The organism is Nocardiopsis oceanisediminis, from assembly GCF_048595525.1.
Lineage (GTDB): Bacteria > Actinomycetota > Actinomycetes > Streptosporangiales > Streptosporangiaceae > Nocardiopsis_A > Nocardiopsis_A oceanisediminis.
The window spans coordinates 5,136,298-5,153,495 of sequence record NZ_JAFMZJ010000001.1 but is presented as its reverse complement, the minus strand read 5'-3'; the positions used below and the strand labels follow the sequence as shown (position 1 = coordinate 5,153,495).

Below are 17,198 nucleotides of genomic sequence, written 5' to 3'. Positions count from 1 at the left end.
CGGACGGCCGCGGGCACCACGCCCCTCCGCGTCCCGGCGCCGCCCGCCATTCCCGGAGGCGGCGCCGCACACCGGTCGCGGAAGGGGCGCTTTCCACTACCCGCGGAGGGGGTACCCCTCGCTAAACTGGGCCGAATCGGAAGCTCGACGGGAGGACGCCGGTTCGGCATACGCGTCGGATCGACAGCAGGGATTGAAACAACTCGTGAACCGCACAACCGGCTCAGCGGAGGGGCGCGCAGAGCCGCCGGCCGCCCGCCAGGACGAGCGCGGCGCCGACCGGACGGTCGCCGCGGCCTTCGACGGTGCGCCCGCCGCGATGGCGGTGGTCGACCGGTCCGGCTCCATCCTGCTGGCCAACCGGGCGCTCACCGCGCTGACCGGGCGCTCCGAGGCGGAGCTGTCCGGCCGCACCTGGCCGGACCTGCTCACCGAGGCCGACTGCGGCCGCGGCTGGGACCTGCACCGCGACGCCTTCGAGCAGACCGAGCCCCGGCCGCGCACCCTCGCCCTGCTCGGCGTCGACGGCGAGCGCCGCCGGATGGCGGTGCGCGGCCGCGCCCTGCCCGGGAACGGCTCGGAGGGCCCCGCCGCGGTGGTCATGCTCCAGGAGGCGATGCGCGACGAGGAGGTGCTCCGCGCCATCACCGAGCTGCGCACCGCCGGCTCCGACACCGCGCTGTGGAGCCTGGACCTGCGCACCGGGCGGCTCCGCGAGCTGTTCGGCCCCTCGCCGCTGGGCCGGACGCTCACCGGGGACGCCCGCAGCCTGGAGGACTGCCTGGCCCGGGTGCACCGGGACGACATCGCCCGGGTGCGCGACGCGATGGAGGCCTCCAAGCAGGGCCGCGACTACGAGCAGCGGTTCCGGATGACCGACCGGTTCGGCGACGAGCGGGTGCTGCACGCCAAGGCCCGGTTCATCGGCGGCTCCGAGGACGCCCGCCTGGTCGGGGTCATCGACGACGTCACCGAGCACGTCCAGCTCATCCGCAGGCTCGCCGACCGGCGCCGGATCGAGGCCGCACAGGGCCGGCAGGTCACCGAACTGGCCGCCAAACTGGTCTCGGCCACCACCGTGGACGAGGTCACCGGGCTGCTCGCCGAGGAGTTCGTGCCGATCTTCGGCGGCAGCGCCGCCGGGGTGATGCTGGTCGAGGACGGCCTGCTCCGCTCCTACCCGAGCAGCGCCCAGCACACCGGGACCGCGCCGATGATCGACGGCCGCGACGCCTCCGACACCTCCTACCCGATGGGCGCGGTGGTCCAGGACCGCCAGCCGCGCTTCTTCGAGAGCCGTGCGGAGATCCTGGAGCGGTTCCCCGCCGTCGCCGGGATCCTCGCCCACACCAGCGCCCAGTCCTGGGCCACTGTGCCGATCTTCGGCGACCGCCGGGTGGCGCTGGGCGTCTGGCAGGTCGCCTGGAACCAGCCGCACCACGCCACCCCGGACGAGCGGGCGCTGATGCTCACCCTCGCCGGCCTGGCCGGCCAGGCCCTGCAGCGGGTCCAGCGCCAGCAGGCCGAACTGGAGCTCGCCGACGAGGTGCAGCGGCGCATGCTGCCGCCGCAGATCCCCGAGGTCTCCGGGATCGACATCGCGGTGCGCTACCTGCCGGCCCGCGCGGGCTGGCGGGTCTGCGGGGACTTCTACGACGTGATCCGGCTGCCCGAGCGGCGGGTGGGCCTGGTCGTCGGCGACGTGCAGGGCCACGGGGTGGAGGCCGCCGCGGCCATGGGCCAGATCCGGGTGGCCTTCCGCGCCTACGCCACCACCCAGATCGACCCCGGCGTGGTGCTGGCCGAGACCAACCGGCTGCTCACCGAGACCGGCGAGATCGTCTTCGCCACCTGCGGCTACCTGGTGCTGGACCTGGAGACCGGGCAGATGCAGGCCGCCTGGGCGGGCCAGCCGCCGGCGGTCATCGCCACCGAGGAGGGCTACCTGGTCTGGGAACCGGAGACCGGCCCTCCGGTCGGGGTGGACGGCGACAGCAAGTACGCCGTCACCACCCGGGTGCTCAACCCGGGGGAGACCCTGCTGATGTGCTCCGACGGGCTGGTGGAGAGCTCCGAGGTCGCGATGGACGACGGGATCGCCGCGGTCGGCGACGCGCTGCACACCATGGCCCCCGACGTGCACGCCGCCGCCACCTCCCTGGCCGCGCTCGCCCCGGCGGGCCGCAGCGACGACATCGCCATCCTGCTCGCCCGGCTGGACTGAGCCGGCCCGCGCCCGCCCGGACTGCACCGGCCCGGCCCGGCCCGGCCCGCGCCCGCCCGCACCGCACCGGCCCGGCCCGCGCCCGGTCGGCGGTCCTTCCCGCCGACCCGGTTGGACTGAGCCGGTTCGGCTCCGCCCGGCCCGGTCCGCGCCCGCCCGGCCCGGTCCGCGCCCGCCCGGCCCGGTCCGCGCCCGCCCGGCCCGGTCCGCGCCTGCCCGGCCCGGTCGGCCGCCCCTCCCGCCGGCCCGGCTGGACCGAGCCGGTCCGGCCCGCATCCGTCCGGCCCGCACCCGTCCGCGCCGACCGGCGGCCGCCCGGCCGCGGCGCCGGTACTGTGGAGCCGTGTCCGAAACACTGTTCGACGACGCCGGGGCCGAAGCCCAGCGGGGGCAGGAGCCGCTCGCGGTGCGGATGCGCCCGCACACCCTCGACGAGGTCGCCGGCCAGCGCCACCTGCTCGGCGCCGGGAGCCCGCTGCGCCGCCTGGTCGAGGACGACGCCCCGATGTCGCTCTTCCTCTGGGGGCCGCCGGGGACCGGCAAGACCACCCTGGCCACCGTGGTCAGCCGGGCCACCGACCGGCGGTTCGTCGAGCTGTCCGCGGTCAGCGCCGGGGTGAAGGACGTCCGCGGGGTCATCGACGAGGCCAAGCGGCGGATGGGCATGCACGGCACCCGCACCCTGCTCTTCGTCGACGAGGTGCACCGGTTCAGCAAGACCCAGCAGGACGCGCTGCTGCCCGCGGTGGAGAACCGCTGGGTCAGCTTCATCGGCGCCACCACCGAGAACCCGTTCTTCTCCGTGGTCAGCCCGCTGCTCTCCCGCTCGCTGCTGCTCACCCTGGAGTCGCTGGACGACGAGGACGTCCGCGGCGTGCTGCACCGGGCGCTCACCGACGAGCGCGGCCTGGCCGGCCGGCACACCCTGGCCGCCGAGGCGGAGGAGCACCTGGTCCGGCTGGCCGGCGGCGACGCCCGCCGGTCGCTCACCTACCTGGAGGCCGCCTCGCTGGTGGCCGGCGGCCGCTCCGAGATCACCCTGGCCGACCTGGAGCGCGCCGTCGACCGGCACGCGGTCCGCTACGACCGCTCCGGGGACCAGCACTACGACGTGGTCAGCGCGTTCATCAAGAGCATGCGCGGCAGCGACCCGGACGCGGCCCTGCACTACCTGGCCCGGATGATCGAGGCGGGCGAGGACCCCCGGTTCATCGCCCGCCGGATCGTGGTGCACGCCAGCGAGGACGTCGGCCTGGCCGACCCGGGCGCGCTGCAGGCGGCGGTCGCCGCGGCCCAGGCGGTGGACCTGATCGGCCTGCCCGAGGCGCGGATCAACCTCGCCCAGGCGGTGCTGCACATCGCCCTGGCCCCGAAGTCCAACGCGGTGATCACCGCCATCGACGAGGCCCTGTCCGACGTGCGCGCCGGCCGGGCCGGCCCGGTCCCGCTCCACCTGCGCGACGGCCACTACAAGGGCGCCGAGTCGCTCGGCCACGGCAAGGGCTACCGGTACGCGCACGACTTCCCCGGCGGGGTCGTCGCCCAGCAGTACGCCCCGGACGGCCTGGACGGCCGGGACTACTACCGTCCCACCGCCCACGGCGCGGAGCGCCGCTACGGCGAGGTCCTGCAGCGGATCAAGGAGGTCCAGCGCCGCCGCGAGGCCGGGCCGGAGCCCTCCTAGCCGCACCCGCACGAGAGAGCGGCGGACTCCTCCGGCCGCGCGGCGGGGAGCCGCCGCCCCGGCGCCCCCGGGGCGGTCTCCCGCCGCCCGGCCCCCGGACGTACGGGGGCAGGGCCGGTCACCGGCCGGTGCGAGGCGGAGGCGCCCGCCCGCACGGCCTCCCGGGGCCGGCGGGGAGGGGCGCCCCGGCCCCGCCGCAGCGCTCCGAGGCGGCCGGGCGGGCAGGGCGCCTCCGGGAAGAGGCCCGGCCGCGCCGGCCGCCCCGTTGCGCGGCGCTCTGCCCGGCCGCAGGGGCTCGGGCGCACCGGCGGCTCCGTCCCCGCGGGGGCGCAGCGCTTTCCCGTCGCCTTCGGGCGGCCGGGGCGGGGCGCGGTGCCGCGGGGGAAGAGGCCGTGCCGTCCGCGCCGCTGAGGCGACCGCTGCAGCGGCCGCCCCGGGGCCTTTCCGGGAGGCGGGCGCGCCTCCGCCGGGGCGGCGGCCCGGGTCAGTTCGCCGGTGCCGCCGGGTCGGGGAAGAGTTCGGTGATCCGGGTGATCTCCGGGTCGCCGCCCTCGCCCGGGGCGATCTCCACCTCGGCGATGACCACCCGGCCCCAGCCCAGGTAGTCGATGAAGTCCCGGCCGGTCATCTCGTAGGTGCCGCGGCCGTCCTCGATGTGCCCGGGGCCCGGCCGGCAGAAGTTCGCGCACAGCACCTCGGCGTCCTCGGCGATCACCGCCTCCTCCGGCTCGGACCCCGCGTCGGTCCAGTAGCCGCTCCAGGTGTCCGGGGAGAGCAGCACCCCCTCCGGCGGCTCCATGCCCTCGGCCTGCCGCACCGGGGTGAACGTCCACGGGCCGTCCACCGGGTTCCGCTGCGCCGCGGGGTCGAAGCGGACCGTCTCCACCCGGGGCTCCTCCTCGGCGGGGGAGGCGGACGGTGAGGCCGAGGCGCCCCCGGCCCCCTCGGGCGGTGCGGAGCCGCCGCCGAGCGCGGACAGCGCCGCCCAGGCGCCCCCGCCGACCAGCACCAGCGCCAGGGCGGCCGCGCCGACCAGCAGCGGCGTCCGGCCGCGGGGGCGCATCCCGCCCTCGTCCAGGTGGATCACCCGGGGGAGCCGGGCCGGCTCCACCACGCCCTGCCACTCCCGGGAGAGCACCTTGGTGATCGCGGTGCCCTTGACCCCGCTCGCGGCGTCGGCCCGGTCCTCCTCCTCCCAGACCGCGATCGCCGCGCCCATCAGCTCGCGCACCGACGGCCGCCGCTCCGGGTCCTTGTCCAGCGTCCGCTGCAGCAGCGGCACCAGCGACGCCGGGGCGCCGTCCAGCACCGGCTCCTCCTCCTGCACCCGCCGGGCCAGCTCCTCCGGCTCGCCCAGGCCGAACGGGAGCCGGCCGGTGGCGGCGAAGGCCATCACCGCGCCCCAGGAGAACACGTCGGCCGCGGGGGAGGGCTCGGTGCCCCGGTGCCGCTCCGGGCTGAGCCAGACGCCCGCGGTGCGCCGCAGGTGCTCCTCGTCGCCGGGCAGCGCGCAGTCCAGGATGCGCGGTCCGCTCGCGCCGATGAGCACGCAGCCCGGCTTCAGGTCGCCGTGGGCCACGCCGTTCCGGTGCAGCGCCAGCAGCCCCTCGGCGAGGCCGGCGGCCAGCGCCAGCAGCCGGCCGCTCCCCATCGGGCCGCGGCGGCGGATGTAGGCGGCGAGGGGGATGCCCGAAATGTAGGGCATCGCCAGCCACGGGGGGTCGGCGTCGGCGTCGTGCCGCACCGGGGGCACGAAGATCCGGCCGTCGGCCCCGGCCACCGCCTGCAGCCGCTCGCGGAGCCGGGCGCGGCTGCCGGGGTCGGCCAGCACGGGGGAGGTCAGCACCTTCACCGCGGCCAGCGGGTCCTCCCCGCCCATCGGGTCCACCGCGGCGTAGACGGTGCCCGTCCCGCCGCCGCCGATCCGGCCGATGACCAGGTAGGGGCCGATGCGCCGCGGGTCCCCCGAGGAGAGGCCGCCCATGTTCGGCGGTACCAGGACGGACATCTCGTGCTGGGAGCGTCGGCTCATGGGGGTCCTGTCTGACGGTGGGGTGGTTCCCGAGGGGGTCGCGGCGCAATGGTAGAGGAACCGGGCGGAAAGGGAGCCCCGGGCCCGGCGGGCCCGGCCGGACCGGGGCCGCCCCGCGCCCCGGCCCCGCCCCTGGGGCCCGGCCGGGCCCCAGGGGCGGGGAAGCGGGGCGGGGCCCCGCCGGACGCGATAGGGTCGTCCCCATTCGGATATCCGAATCCCGGGTGCGCCCTCGTGCCCCCGTTCGTTCCCCGAACTCCCCTGAACCGCCCTAGGGAGCCCGCATGCTGACCGGAGGAGAGCTCGCCGCCCTCATCGCGGCGGTGGTCTGGACCGTCCTGGTGGCCTTCCTCTGCGTGGCCCTGGTGAAGCTGACCCGCCTGCTCTCCGAGACCACCAAGGTGGTCCGGGAGCTCGGCGAGCGCTCCCGGCCGCTGCTGGACGACGTCGCCGCGACGGTCGAGCGCACCGACGCCTCGCTGGAGCGCGTCGAGGAGATCACCGCGAACGTGGCCACCACGACCGAGGACCTGTCCACCATGACGGCGCTGACCCGCTCGGTGGTGACCGGGCCGCTGGTGAAGCTCGCCTCCTTCTCCTACGGGGTGCGGCGGGTCGTGGGGCGGCGCAAGGCGCTCGCGCTGGTGCGCACCCGGAGGAGGAGAGAGCGGCGATGATCCGCAGGCTCGCTTATCTTGTCGCAGGTGCCGCCCTCGGCGGGTATGTTGTCCACAGGCTCAACCGCACGGCCCGTGCGTGGAGCCCGGACGGCATCGCCGGCCGCGTCGAGGGGCGGATCGCCGACTACCGTGCCGCGCTGCGCGAGTTCAACGAGGACGTCCACGCCGCCACCGAGGAGCGGGAGGCCGAGCTGCGCCGCCTCTACGCCGCTCCTCGGAAGAGCCACGGCAGACCCGCGCTCCCACCCCCCGGAGGGCCGGCACGGCCGTTGATCGAACCGCACGGCGCCCACGACGCGCCCGAGAAGAAGGACGGCCCCTGATGGAGACGGCAGAAATCGCGCGCCGCTTCCTCGCATTCTTCGAGAAGAACGGACACACCGTCGTCCCCTCCGCGAGCCTGATCGCAGAGGACCCCACCCTGCTGCTGGTCCCGGCCGGCATGGTGCCGTTCAAGCCCTACTTCCTGGGGCAGCGCACGCCCCCGCACGCCACCGCCACCAGCGTGCAGAAGTGCATCCGGACCAAGGACATCGAGGAGGTCGGCAAGACCTCCCGGCACGCCACCTTCTTCCAGATGCTCGGCAACTTCTCCTTCGGCGACTACTTCAAGGAGCGGGCCATCCCGCTGGCCTGGGAGCTGGTCACCACCCCGGTCGAGCAGGGCGGCTTCGGCATCGACCCGGACCGGCTGTGGGTCACGGTCTACCTCGACGACGACGAGGCCGCCGCGATCTGGCGGGACGAGGTCGGCGTCCGCCCCGAGCGCATCCAGCGCATGGGCAAAGAGGAGAACTACTGGGACATGGGGGTCCCCGGCCCCTGCGGCCCCTGCTCGGAGATCTTCTACGACCGCGGCCCGGAGTACGGGGCCGAGGGCGGCCCGGAGGCCGACGAGAACCGCTACATCGAGATCTGGAACCTCGTCTTCATGCAGTACGAGCGGGGGGAGGGGTCCGGCAAGGACTACCCGATCCTCGGCGAGCTGCCGAAGAAGAACATCGACACCGGCCTGGGCCTGGAGCGCCTCGCCGCGGTCCTGCAGGGCGTCGACAACATCTACGAGACCGACATCATCGGGCGCGTGCTGCACCGGGCCGCCGAGCTCACCGGCACCCGCTACGGGGACGACGCCCAGCAGGACGTCATGCTCCGGGTGGTCGCCGACCACGTGCGCAGCGCGGTGATGCTGGTCGGCGACGGGGTCCGGCCCGGCAACGAGAAGGCCGGCTACGTGCTGCGCCGCATCCTCCGCCGGTCCATCCGCAACCTGCGGCTGCTCTCCGGCACCGAGGCCGCCTTCCTGCACGAGCTGACCGAGGTCAGCATCGACGCGATGAAGGACATCTACCCCGACCTGCTGGACAAGGCCCAGGTCATCTTCGGCGTCATCGACACCGAGGAGAAGAACTTCGCCGACACCCTGCGCTCCGGCACCGCCCTGTTCAACCGGGCCGCCGAGCGCACCCGCGCGGCCGGCGGCGGCACCTTCTCCGGCGCCGACGCCTTCCAGCTGCACGACACCTACGGCTTCCCCATCGACCTCACCCTGGAGATGGCCGCCGAGCAGGGCCTCCAGGTCGACGAGAACGCCTTCACCGAGCTGATGACCCGGCAGAAGGAGACCGCCAAGCGCGACGCCAAGGCCAAGAAGCTCGGCAACGCCGACATCGGCGTCTACGCGCGGCTGCTGGACGCCTCCGGCGCCACCGAGTTCCTCGGCTACACCGACCACGAGAACGAGGCGCGCGTCCTCGGCCTGATCGTGGACGGTGAGGCGGTCGGCGCGGCCCGGACCGGCGAGCAGGTGGAGATCGTGCTGGACCGCACCCCGTTCTACGGGGAGTCCGGCGGCCAGCTCGCGGACAAGGGCGTGATCGAGGCCGACGGCCGCGGCGTCGTCGACGTCGACGACGTGCAGAAGCCGCTGCCCGGACTGTTCGTGCACCGCGGCACGGTGCGCAGCGGCGAGCTGGTGGTGGACGACTCCGTCCGCGCGGCCATCGACACCGACCGCCGCGCCTCGGTCTCCCGCTCGCACTCGGCGACCCACCTCATCCACTCCGCGCTCCGCAACGCGCTCGGCCCCTCCGCCGGGCAGGCCGGGTCGGAGAACCGGCCGGGCCGGCTCCGCTTCGACTTCACCGCCGAGCGCTCGCTCGGCGAGGCCGAGCTGGCCGAGGTCGAAGAGGAGGTCAACACCGTCCTGGCCGGCGACGTCCAGGTGCGCGACTTCGAGACCACGCTGGACGAGGCGCTCAAGATGGGCGCGCTGGCCATGTTCGGCGAGAAGTACGGCGACCGGGTCCGGGTCGTCGAGATGAGCGACTACTCCCGCGAGCTGTGCGGCGGCACCCACGTCGGCGCCACCGGCCAGCTCGGCGTGGTCAAGCTGCTCGGCGAGTCCTCGATCGGCTCCGGTGTGCGCCGGGTGGAGGCCGCCGTCGGCATCGACGCCTTCCGCCGGCTCTCCAAGGAGTCCCTCCTGGTCGGCCAGCTCTCCGAGCAGCTCAAGACGCCGCGCGAGGAGCTCCCCGAGCGGATCGAGGCGATGGTCTCCCGGCTCCGCGCCGCGGAGAAGGAGATCGAGCGGATGCGCGCCGAGCGCGTCCTCCAGGCCGCCGCGGACCTGGCCGCGGGCGCCCGGGAGACCGCCGGGGCGCTGCTGGTCGTGCACCGCGCCGAGGACGGCGCCACCGGCGACGACCTGCGCCGGCTCGCCCTGGACGTGCGCGGCCGGCTGGACGCCGACCGGCCCGTGGTGGTCGCCGTCGCCGGCGTGCCCAAGGACCGCCCGGTCGTGGTGGTCGCCGCGAACAAGGCCGCCAACCAGCGCGGCCTCAAGGCCGGCGACCTGGTCGGCGTGGCCGCCCGCGAGCTCGGCGGCGGTGGCGGCGGCAAGCCGGACGTGGCGCAGGGCGGCGGCACCGACGCCGGCGCCGTGGACGCCGCGCTGAGCGCGGTCGAAGCGCGCGTCGCGACCTCCGCATAGCCCCGATCCGAGGCAGACTGCGACATAAGACGCCCGCCGCGCGCCGGACCCGTCCGGCGCGCGGCGCCCGCTGCCGCGCCCTCGGTGCGCGGCGCCCGAGCGCCTGCAGCGGCGCGAGCCGAGAAAGGACAATGATCGTGACCGCTCCCCCCGCCACCCCGTGCACCCGCATGGGGGAGCCGAGCCGTTGAGGCACGGCGTACGACTCGCGGTCGACCCGGGAGACGCCCGGATCGGCGTCGCCGCCAGCGACCCGAGCGGACTCATCGCCAGCCCGGTGGAGACGGTGCGGCGCGGCTCCGGCGACGTCGACCGGATCACCGCCCTGGTACTGGAGCGCGAGGCGCGCGAGGTGGTCGTCGGCCTCCCGGCGTCGCTCTCCGGTGCGGAGGGCCCGGCCGCGCGCAAGGCCCGCGCGTTCGCCGCCCTCCTCGCCCGGAGGCTGGACCCCGTCCCGGTGCGCCTGGTGGACGAGCGGATGACCACCGTCACCGCGCAGCAGCAGCTGCAGGCGGGCGCCTCCTACGGCCGCCGCGGCGCCAAGGGCGGCAAGGCCCGCCGCTCGGTGATCGACCAGGCCGCCGCGGTCGTGCTGCTGCAGGCCGCACTGGACGCCGAGCGCTCGTCGGGGCGCCCGCCGGGCGAGATCGTCGAGGTGGACCGATGACCGGCGACGACCAGGACGACCGCTACGGAGGCCGCCGCTACCGGGGGCGGCGCGAGCGGCTGGAGCCGCGCCCCGAGACGCGCCCGGCCGGCGACCCGCTCACCGGGCCGACCCCGGCCGCCGACCCGCTGACCGACCCCTGGCCCGCCGGGCGCCGGGGCTCCCGGCACCGCGCGGACGACACCGGAGCGCAGCCCCGCACCGGGGACCCGCTCACCGACCCGTGGTCCGCCCCCGGCACCGACACCGGCGCCCGGCGGTACACGGACACCGGAGGGCACCGCCGCGCCGACACCGGGGCGCAGCCCCGCACCGACGCGCCCCCCTCCGGGACCGATCCCTCCGGCGCCGCGCCGCGCCGCGGCCGCCGCCGGAAACCCGAGACCGACCCGGACGCCCGGGAACCGGTCCGCCCCGCCGCGCCCGAAGAGGAGGGGCGGCGCCCCCGCGGCCGCCGCCACCGGCGCGCGGCCGAAGAGGCCGACCCGCTGGGATTCGGCGCGCTGCGCGACTCCGGCGACCACCCCGACCCCTTCGAGGAGCCGGTGCGCCACCGCACCCTCGACTTCGACTCGGTCCCGGTGCGGCGCAGGCAGAACCGGGCGGAGCCGGCCGAGGAGCCCCCTCGGCGCGGCCGCCGCCGGGCCGGATCGGAGCAGGCCGAGGAGCCCGCGGCCGAGGAGCCCGGGCCGCGCAGGAGCCGCCGCACCGCCCCGGACCGGGCGGAGGAGGAGCCGCCGCGCCGCCGCCGGCGCCGCCGGGCGGCGGAGGAGCCCGGGGACGCGGAGCCCGCCCCGGTGCCGGAGGGGGCCTACCCCGGTGTGCAGGAGGAGGAGTTCCCGGAGGCGGAGGAGGCGCCGCGGCGGCGCCGGCGCCGCCGGGCGGCGGAGGAGCCCGAGGAGGCCGAGGAGGCGGAGCCCGCCGCCGAGGAGCCCGCTCCGCGGCGCCGTCGCCGCCGCCGGGCCGCCCCGGACCGGGCGGAGGAGCCGGAGGCCGAGGAGGCCGCCGCGGCCGCCGGGGCACCGGAGCCCCCCGACGACGAGGAGGACGGCGACGGAGGGGACCGGCCCCGGCGCGGACGCCGGGCCTCCGGACGGCGCTCCGCGGGCCGCGGCCGCAAGCGGGGCGGCCGGCGGACGACGCTGATCGCGGCCGGCGCCGCGCTGCTCGTGGTGGTCGCCGCGGGCGGCTTCGTCACCCGCGCCTACCTGCTGCCCGCCGACTACGACGGCGCCGGGACCGGCGAGGTCGAGGTGGTCGTCCCGGACGGGGCCACCGGCTCCCAGATCGGCGACATCCTGGAGGAGGCCGGCGTGGTCGCCAGCTCCAGGGCGTTCGTCAACGCGCTGGACGCCGACGCGCACCCGACCCCCGGCACCTACCTGATGCGCTCGGAGATGAGCGCGGACGCCGCCGTCGGGCTGCTGCTCGACCCGGAGGCGCGGATCGGGGTGAAGGTGACCATCAAGGAGGGCGAGCGCTCGGACGCCATCCTCGCCCAGCTCTCCGAGGAGGTCGGCATCCCGATGGACGAGCTGGAGGCGGCCTACGAGGACACCGGGGCGCTGAAGCTCCCCGAGTACGCCGAGGAGGGCGCCGAGGGCTACCTCTTCCCCGACACCTACACCTTCTCGCCGGACGACACGGCCGAGGAGGTGCTGGGGATGATGGTGCGCCGGTTCGACCAGGCCGCCGAGGACCCCGAGATCGACCTGGAGAAGCGGGCGGACGAGGTGGGCCTGGAGCCCAACGAGGTGATGAGCGTCGCCGCGATCGTCCAGGCCGAGACCGGGTCGGTGGAGGACATGCCCAAGATCGCGGCGGTGGTCTACAACCGCCTCGAGGAGGGCATGGAGCTCGGCATGGACAGCACCTGCTTCTACGTCATCGGCGAGCACGGCATCGCGCTCACCAACGACCAGCTGGCGGCGTGCAAGGCGGAGGAGAGCGACTACGCCACCTACGGCCGCACCGGGCTGCCGGCCGGCCCGATCGTCAGTCCTGGCGAGGACGCGATGAAGGCGGCCCTGGACCCGGCGGACGGCGACTGGCTGTACTTCGTCGCCACCGACCCCGAGCAGGGCACCACCGAGTTCGCCGAGACCTACGAGGAGTTCCTGGTGCTCAAGGAGCGCTTCCAGAACAACTGGCAGGGGGGATGATGCGCGCGGCGGTGCTGGGTTCGCCGATCGCCCACTCGCTCTCCCCGGTGCTGCACGGCGCGGCCTACGCCGCGCTGGGCATCGCGGGGGAGTGGAGCTATACCGCGGTCGAGTGCGACGAGGCCGGGCTCGGCGGCTTCCTGGCCGGCTGCGGCCCGGAGTGGGCCGGCCTCTCGCTGACCATGCCGCTGAAGAAGGCGGCACTGGCCGCCGCGGACACCGCGGACGCGGCCTCCAGGGAGGTCGGCGCGGCCAACACGCTGGTCTTCGCGGACGGCGGCCGGCACGCCTACAACACCGACGTGGCCGGCATCGTCCGCGCGCTGGGCGAGGCCGGCCTGGGGGAGGTGCGCAGCGCGGCGGTGCTCGGCGGCGGCGCCACCGCGGCCTCCGCGGTCGCGGCGCTGCACCGGATGGGCGCGGAGTCGGTCACCGTCCTCGCCCGCGATCCGGCCCGCGCGGCCGGGGTGGCCGAGGCCGCCGGCCGGGCCGGCGCCCGGGTGGAGCTGGCCCCGCTGGCCGAGGCCGAGCGGAGGCTCGGCGTCGACCTGGTCGCCTCCACGCTGCCCGCGGGCGCCGCGGACGCCTGGGCGCCGGCGGTCGCCGCCTCCGGCGCGGCCGTGTTCGACGTGGTCTACAGCCCGTGGCCGTCGGTGCTGGCCCGCGCCGCGCGCGCCGCCGGGCGCGGCGTGGTCGGCGGCTTCCCGATGCTGCTGCACCAGGCGGCGGTGCAGGTGGAGCTGATGACCGGGTGCGGCCGGGCCCCGGTGGAGGCGATGCGGGCCGCGGGCGAGGCCGAGCTGGAGCGGCGCGGCGCACTGCGGGACAGCTGGTAGAGTGGGTTCCTGACCTGATCCGGGCGTCACCGTGCGCCCGGAAGCGTAAGCGGAGGCGGATCCTCCCACCCGTCGGGGCGAGACCCGAACGGGTTCCGGTCGGCGGCGGGCGCCGCATCACGGAGGCGATGGCCTCCGTGCGCGCTCCCCTCGCCTCGTCCGGTGGATCACCCCGCTTGCACATGGCCGGCGGGGTCTTTCGCTTTTCCGCACCCTTCTCCGCAAGGGCGGAAGGCGGATCCCCATCAGGGAACGAACCACCGCACACGACAAGGCTAGGGAGGGGTCTCATCAGCGCCGAGCCCCGCATCAACGACCGCATCCGGGTTCCCGAGGTCCGACTCGTCGGACCCAACGGAGAGCAGGTCGGCATCGTCTCCGTGCAGGACGCGCTGCGTCTGGCCCAGGAGGCCGACCTCGACTTGGTCGAGGTCGCGCCGACCGCGCGTCCTCCGGTCGCCAAGCTGATGGACTACGGCAAGTTCAAGTACGAGTCCGCGGTCAAGGCGCGCGAGTCGCGCAAGAACCAGTCGAACACGATCATCAAGGAGATCAAGCTCCGCCCGAAGATCGACGCGCACGACTACGACACCAAGAAGGGTCACGTCGTGCGGTTCCTCAAGGGCGGGGACAAGGTCAAGGTGACGATCATGTTCCGCGGCCGCGAGCAGTCCCGTCCGGAGCTGGGCCGCAGGCTGCTCGCCCGGCTTGCCGAGGACGTCGCCGACCTCGGCGCGGTCGAGTCGCAGCCCAAGCAGGACGGCCGCAACATGGTCATGGTGCTCGGGCCGCACAAGCGCCGCTCCGAGCACAAGGCCGAGGCCCGCGCTGCGGCAGGGGGCGGCAGGACCCGCCGCGAGCCGCGCGAGGAGCAGCAGAGCGGCCAGGGCTGACCGGCCGCCCCCGCGCCAGGGCGCGAGCACAGTGCGCCGGGCCGCTCACGGCGGCCCGGCGCCATCGCGCCGAACACCAGAAGCACCGAGGCTCCGCCGAGGTGCGCCCGACGACGAGGAGACGACGGCGAGATGCCGAAGAACAAATCGCACAGCGGAGCCGGCAAGCGCTTCCGGGTGACCGGCTCCGGCAAGATCATGCGCCGCCGTGCCAACAAGAACCACCTTCTCGAGCACAAGCCGACCAAGCGCACCCGCCGCCTCAGCGGCGACGTCCCGCTGGCCCCGGCCGACGCCAAGAAGATCAAGAAGCTGCTGGGCTGAGCCCGGACTTCGCGACCGTACACGTTCGATGATCGGCCGCGGGCGGATCCGCCCGGGTCGGCGGCGGCGCGGTGAGCGCCGCCGGAAACCTTGAGGGAGTCACATGGCACGCGTGAAGCGGGCTCTCAACGCCAAGAAGAAGCGCCGGGTCGTCCTCGAGCGCGCCAGCGGCTACCGCGGCCAGCGTTCGCGCCTGTACCGCAAGGCCAAGGAGCAGATGCTCCACTCCATGACCTACTCCTACCGGGACCGCAAGGACCGGAAGGGGCAGTTCCGCCGCCTGTGGATCCAGCGCATCAACGCCGGCGCCCGCGCCAACGGCCTCACCTACAACCGGTTCATGCAGGGCCTCAAGGCCTCCGGCATCGAGGTCGACCGCCGCATGCTCGCCGAGCTCGCGGTGAACGACCAGGCCGCCTTCGCCTCCCTGGTGGAGACCGCGAAGAAGGCGCTGCCCGACTCCGCGCGGCAGCAGGCCGCGGCCTGAGCGCCGAAGGCGATCGCGTGACGGCGGGCCACGAGTTCACCAGCATCCGCTCCCCCCGGATCAAGGCGGCTCGTCGGCTCGCCAAACGCGCGTTCCGGCAGCGCGAGCGGCGCTTCCTCGCGGAAGGGCCGCAGGCGGTGCGCGAGGCGCTGGCCCGCCCCGGGTCCGCGGTGGAGGTGTTCGCCACCGCCGAGGCGGTGCAGCGCCACCTCGAGCTGACCGACGCGGCCTACGCGGCCGGCGTCCCGGTGCACAGGGTCAGCATGGAGGTGATGGCCGAGCTCGCGCAGACCGTCACCCCGCAGGGCATCGTCGCGGTCTGCGAGTTCCTCGACGTTCCGCTCTCCGAGGTCTCCGGCGCCCGGCTGGTGGCGGTCCTCTCCCACGTGCGCGACCCCGGCAACGCCGGCACCGTGCTGCGCACCGCGGACGCCGCCGGCGCCGACGCCGTCGTCTTCACCGACGCCTCGGTCGACCCCTACAACGGCAAGTGCGTCCGCGCCTCCGCGGGCAGCCTGTTCCACCTGCCGGTGGTGGTCGGCGCGTCGGCCGCCGAGGTCACCGCGGCGCTGCGGGCCGAGGGCGCGGCGGTGCTCGCCGCGGACGGCGCGGGCGACCGCGACCTGCACCAGGCGGCCGACTCCGGCGCCCTGGACGGCCCGGTGGCCTGGGTCTTCGGCAACGAGGCCTGGGGGCTGCCGGAGGAGACCGTCGCACTGACCGACGGAGCCGTCCGGGTGCCCATCTACGGCGGCGCGGAGAGCCTCAACCTGGCCACCGCCGCGGCGGTGTGCCTCTACACCACCGCTCGCGAGCAGCGCCGCGATGCGGATCGGTCGTAGCGGCCCGCGGCGGCGACCCGGATTACGGGTCGTCCGCGGGTTGCCCATGCACCCTCCGTCGCCGATACTCTCTGTGTCATCGTCGTTCGCGGATAGCGGCGCTCAAGGCAGGGTAATGACATAGGGTGACGCCCCCTGCGCACCGCGGGAGGGCGGAGGGGGAGCACGGTGCGGGAGGCGGTCGTGGGCGGCGACCAATCGGCGGAACCCGGCGCGGCGCTCGCAGCCGACGACCTACCAGACGGCCTGCTCGTCGCCGATCGCGACGGCCGCGTGGTCGCCTTCAACCGGATGGCCGCGCGGCTGTGCCGCGTCCCGGCCTCCTCCGCGATCGGCCGCGACTTCCGGGACGCCCTCCCGCTCACCGACCCCGACGGCCGCGACTGGTGGAAGCTCTCCGACCCCTACGGCGGCCTGCGCACCCGCACCCGCCAGCCGGAGCAGCGGCTGCTCCTGCCGGACGGCCGCGAGGTGCTGATGGCCGCCCGCTACGTGCGCGACCGCCCCGCCGGGGAACTGGCCCGCCTGGTGGTCACGGTCCGCGACTGCGCCCCGCGCGAGCGCGGCGAGCGCAGCCGCGCCGACCTGGTCTCCACCGTCGCCCATGAACTGCGCTCCCCGCTGACCAGCGTCAAGGGCTTCACCGCGACCGTGCTGGCCCGCTGGGACCGGCTCACCGAGCGGCAGAAGATCTTCATGCTGGAGACGGTCAACGCCGACGCGGACCGGGTCACCCGGCTCATCACCGAGCTGCTCAGCGTCTCCCGGATCGAGTCCGGCCGGCTCGAACTGCGCCGGGCCGTGGTCGACCTGCCCGGGCGGGTCCGCAAGATCATCGCCGGCCGGGTCGCCGCCGGCGACCCCGCCGACGGCTTCCGGCTCCAGGTCCGCGGCCCGCTGCCGGAGCTCTGGCTGGACGCGGACAAGATCGAGCAGATCATGTCCAACCTGCTGGAAAACGCCGTGCGGCACGGCGCTGGTACTGTCACTGTAGTGATCGAGCCCCATGAGGAGGGAGCGGCCGTGACGGTGCGCGACGAAGGCACGGGCATCCCGCCCGAGGCCGTGCCGCGCGTCTTCCGCCAGTTCTGGCGCTCGCGGCGCCGCGGCGGGACCGGCCTCGGCCTGTTCATCGTCAAAGGCCTGATCGAGGCGCACGGCGGTGCGATCACCGTCGGCCGCGCGCCCACCGGCGGCGCCGAGTTCCGATTTACCATGCCCGCCGGCACCCCCGAGTTCGCCTGAGCGGACCGGCAGCCGACGGGCCGCGCTTCCCCGGCACGCGGGCACGCGCCCAGGCGCGTGCCGACGCACCACGCTTTCATCCTGCCCTGCTCACCGGAGCCCGCCGCGGCGCGGCGGGACGCGAGGCGAA

The 17,198-nt window shown here is 75.5% G+C and carries 14 protein-coding genes; 13 read left to right on the top strand and 1 reads right to left on the bottom strand.

Features of this window, described 5'->3' with window-relative positions; genetic code table 11:
• Positions 1-205: 205 nt before the first annotated feature.
• Both J0910_RS22520 and J0910_RS22515 read left to right on the top strand, forming a co-directional pair.
• The gene (locus J0910_RS22520; RefSeq protein WP_420160527.1) at positions 206-2,224 is read left to right on the top strand and encodes a SpoIIE family protein phosphatase; all 2,019 of its coding nucleotides are present in this window, start codon (positions 206-208) and stop codon (positions 2,222-2,224) included.
• 343 nt (positions 2,225-2,567) lie between these two features.
• Positions 2,568-3,908 (top strand): replication-associated recombination protein A, encoded by a 1,341-nt coding sequence (locus J0910_RS22515; protein ID WP_420160526.1) that lies wholly within the window; start codon positions 2,568-2,570, stop codon positions 3,906-3,908.
• Between the two features lie 484 nt (positions 3,909-4,392).
• On the opposite strand, the gene J0910_RS22510 is transcribed toward J0910_RS22515, so the two are convergent.
• On the bottom strand, positions 4,393-5,940 hold the full coding sequence (locus J0910_RS22510) for a protein kinase domain-containing protein (RefSeq protein ID WP_420160525.1): 1,548 nt from the start codon (positions 5,938-5,940) through the stop codon (positions 4,393-4,395).
• Positions 5,941-6,224: 284 nt separating this feature from the next.
• On the opposite strand from J0910_RS22510, the gene J0910_RS22505 reads away from it, so the two are divergent.
• The 11 genes from J0910_RS22505 (at position 6,225) to J0910_RS22455 (ending at position 17,068) form a co-directional block, all read left to right on the top strand.
• Entirely contained in the window at positions 6,225-6,617 is a 393-nt protein-coding gene (locus J0910_RS22505) for a DUF948 domain-containing protein (RefSeq protein WP_420160524.1), read from the top strand.
• The gene (locus J0910_RS22500) at positions 6,614-6,943 is read left to right on the top strand and encodes a DUF6167 family protein (protein WP_420160523.1); all 330 of its coding nucleotides are present in this window, start codon (positions 6,614-6,616) and stop codon (positions 6,941-6,943) included. Before J0910_RS22505 ends, J0910_RS22500 begins: the two co-directional genes overlap by 4 nt.
• Positions 6,943-9,612 carry an alanine--tRNA ligase gene (gene alaS, locus J0910_RS22495; RefSeq protein ID WP_420160522.1) on the top strand — a complete coding sequence of 890 codons (2,670 nt, stop codon included), beginning with the start codon at positions 6,943-6,945 and terminating at the stop codon, positions 9,610-9,612. The genes J0910_RS22500 and alaS overlap by 1 nt, the downstream gene beginning before the upstream one ends.
• 187 nt (positions 9,613-9,799) lie before the next feature.
• Entirely contained in the window at positions 9,800-10,279 is a 480-nt protein-coding gene (ruvX, locus tag J0910_RS22490; RefSeq protein ID WP_420160521.1) for a Holliday junction resolvase RuvX, read from the top strand.
• Positions 10,276-12,441 (top strand): endolytic transglycosylase MltG, encoded by a 2,166-nt coding sequence (gene mltG / locus J0910_RS22485; RefSeq protein WP_420160520.1) that lies wholly within the window; start codon positions 10,276-10,278, stop codon positions 12,439-12,441. Before ruvX ends, mltG begins: the two co-directional genes overlap by 4 nt.
• Positions 12,441-13,277, top strand: a complete 837-nt coding sequence (locus J0910_RS22480; RefSeq protein WP_420160519.1) for a shikimate dehydrogenase — start codon at positions 12,441-12,443, stop codon at positions 13,275-13,277. The genes mltG and J0910_RS22480 overlap by 1 nt, the downstream gene beginning before the upstream one ends.
• 290 nt (positions 13,278-13,567) lie before the next feature.
• Positions 13,568-14,170 carry a translation initiation factor IF-3 gene (infC, locus tag J0910_RS22475; protein WP_420162059.1) on the top strand — a complete coding sequence of 201 codons (603 nt, stop codon included), beginning with the start codon at positions 13,568-13,570 and terminating at the stop codon, positions 14,168-14,170.
• Between the two features lie 132 nt (positions 14,171-14,302).
• A complete protein-coding gene (rpmI, locus tag J0910_RS22470; RefSeq protein WP_420160518.1) occupies positions 14,303-14,494 on the top strand; it encodes a 50S ribosomal protein L35 in 192 nt (63 codons plus the stop codon).
• Positions 14,495-14,597: 103 nt separating this feature from the next.
• Entirely contained in the window at positions 14,598-14,981 is a 384-nt protein-coding gene (gene rplT / locus J0910_RS22465; protein ID WP_017595132.1) for a 50S ribosomal protein L20, read from the top strand.
• A 17-nt stretch (positions 14,982-14,998) separates the two neighbouring features.
• The gene (locus J0910_RS22460; RefSeq protein ID WP_420160517.1) at positions 14,999-15,823 is read left to right on the top strand and encodes a TrmH family RNA methyltransferase; all 825 of its coding nucleotides are present in this window, start codon (positions 14,999-15,001) and stop codon (positions 15,821-15,823) included.
• Positions 15,824-15,991: 168 nt separating this feature from the next.
• The gene (locus tag J0910_RS22455; RefSeq protein ID WP_420160516.1) at positions 15,992-17,068 is read left to right on the top strand and encodes a sensor histidine kinase; all 1,077 of its coding nucleotides are present in this window, start codon (positions 15,992-15,994) and stop codon (positions 17,066-17,068) included.
• The last annotated feature ends 130 nt before the right edge of the window (positions 17,069-17,198 follow it).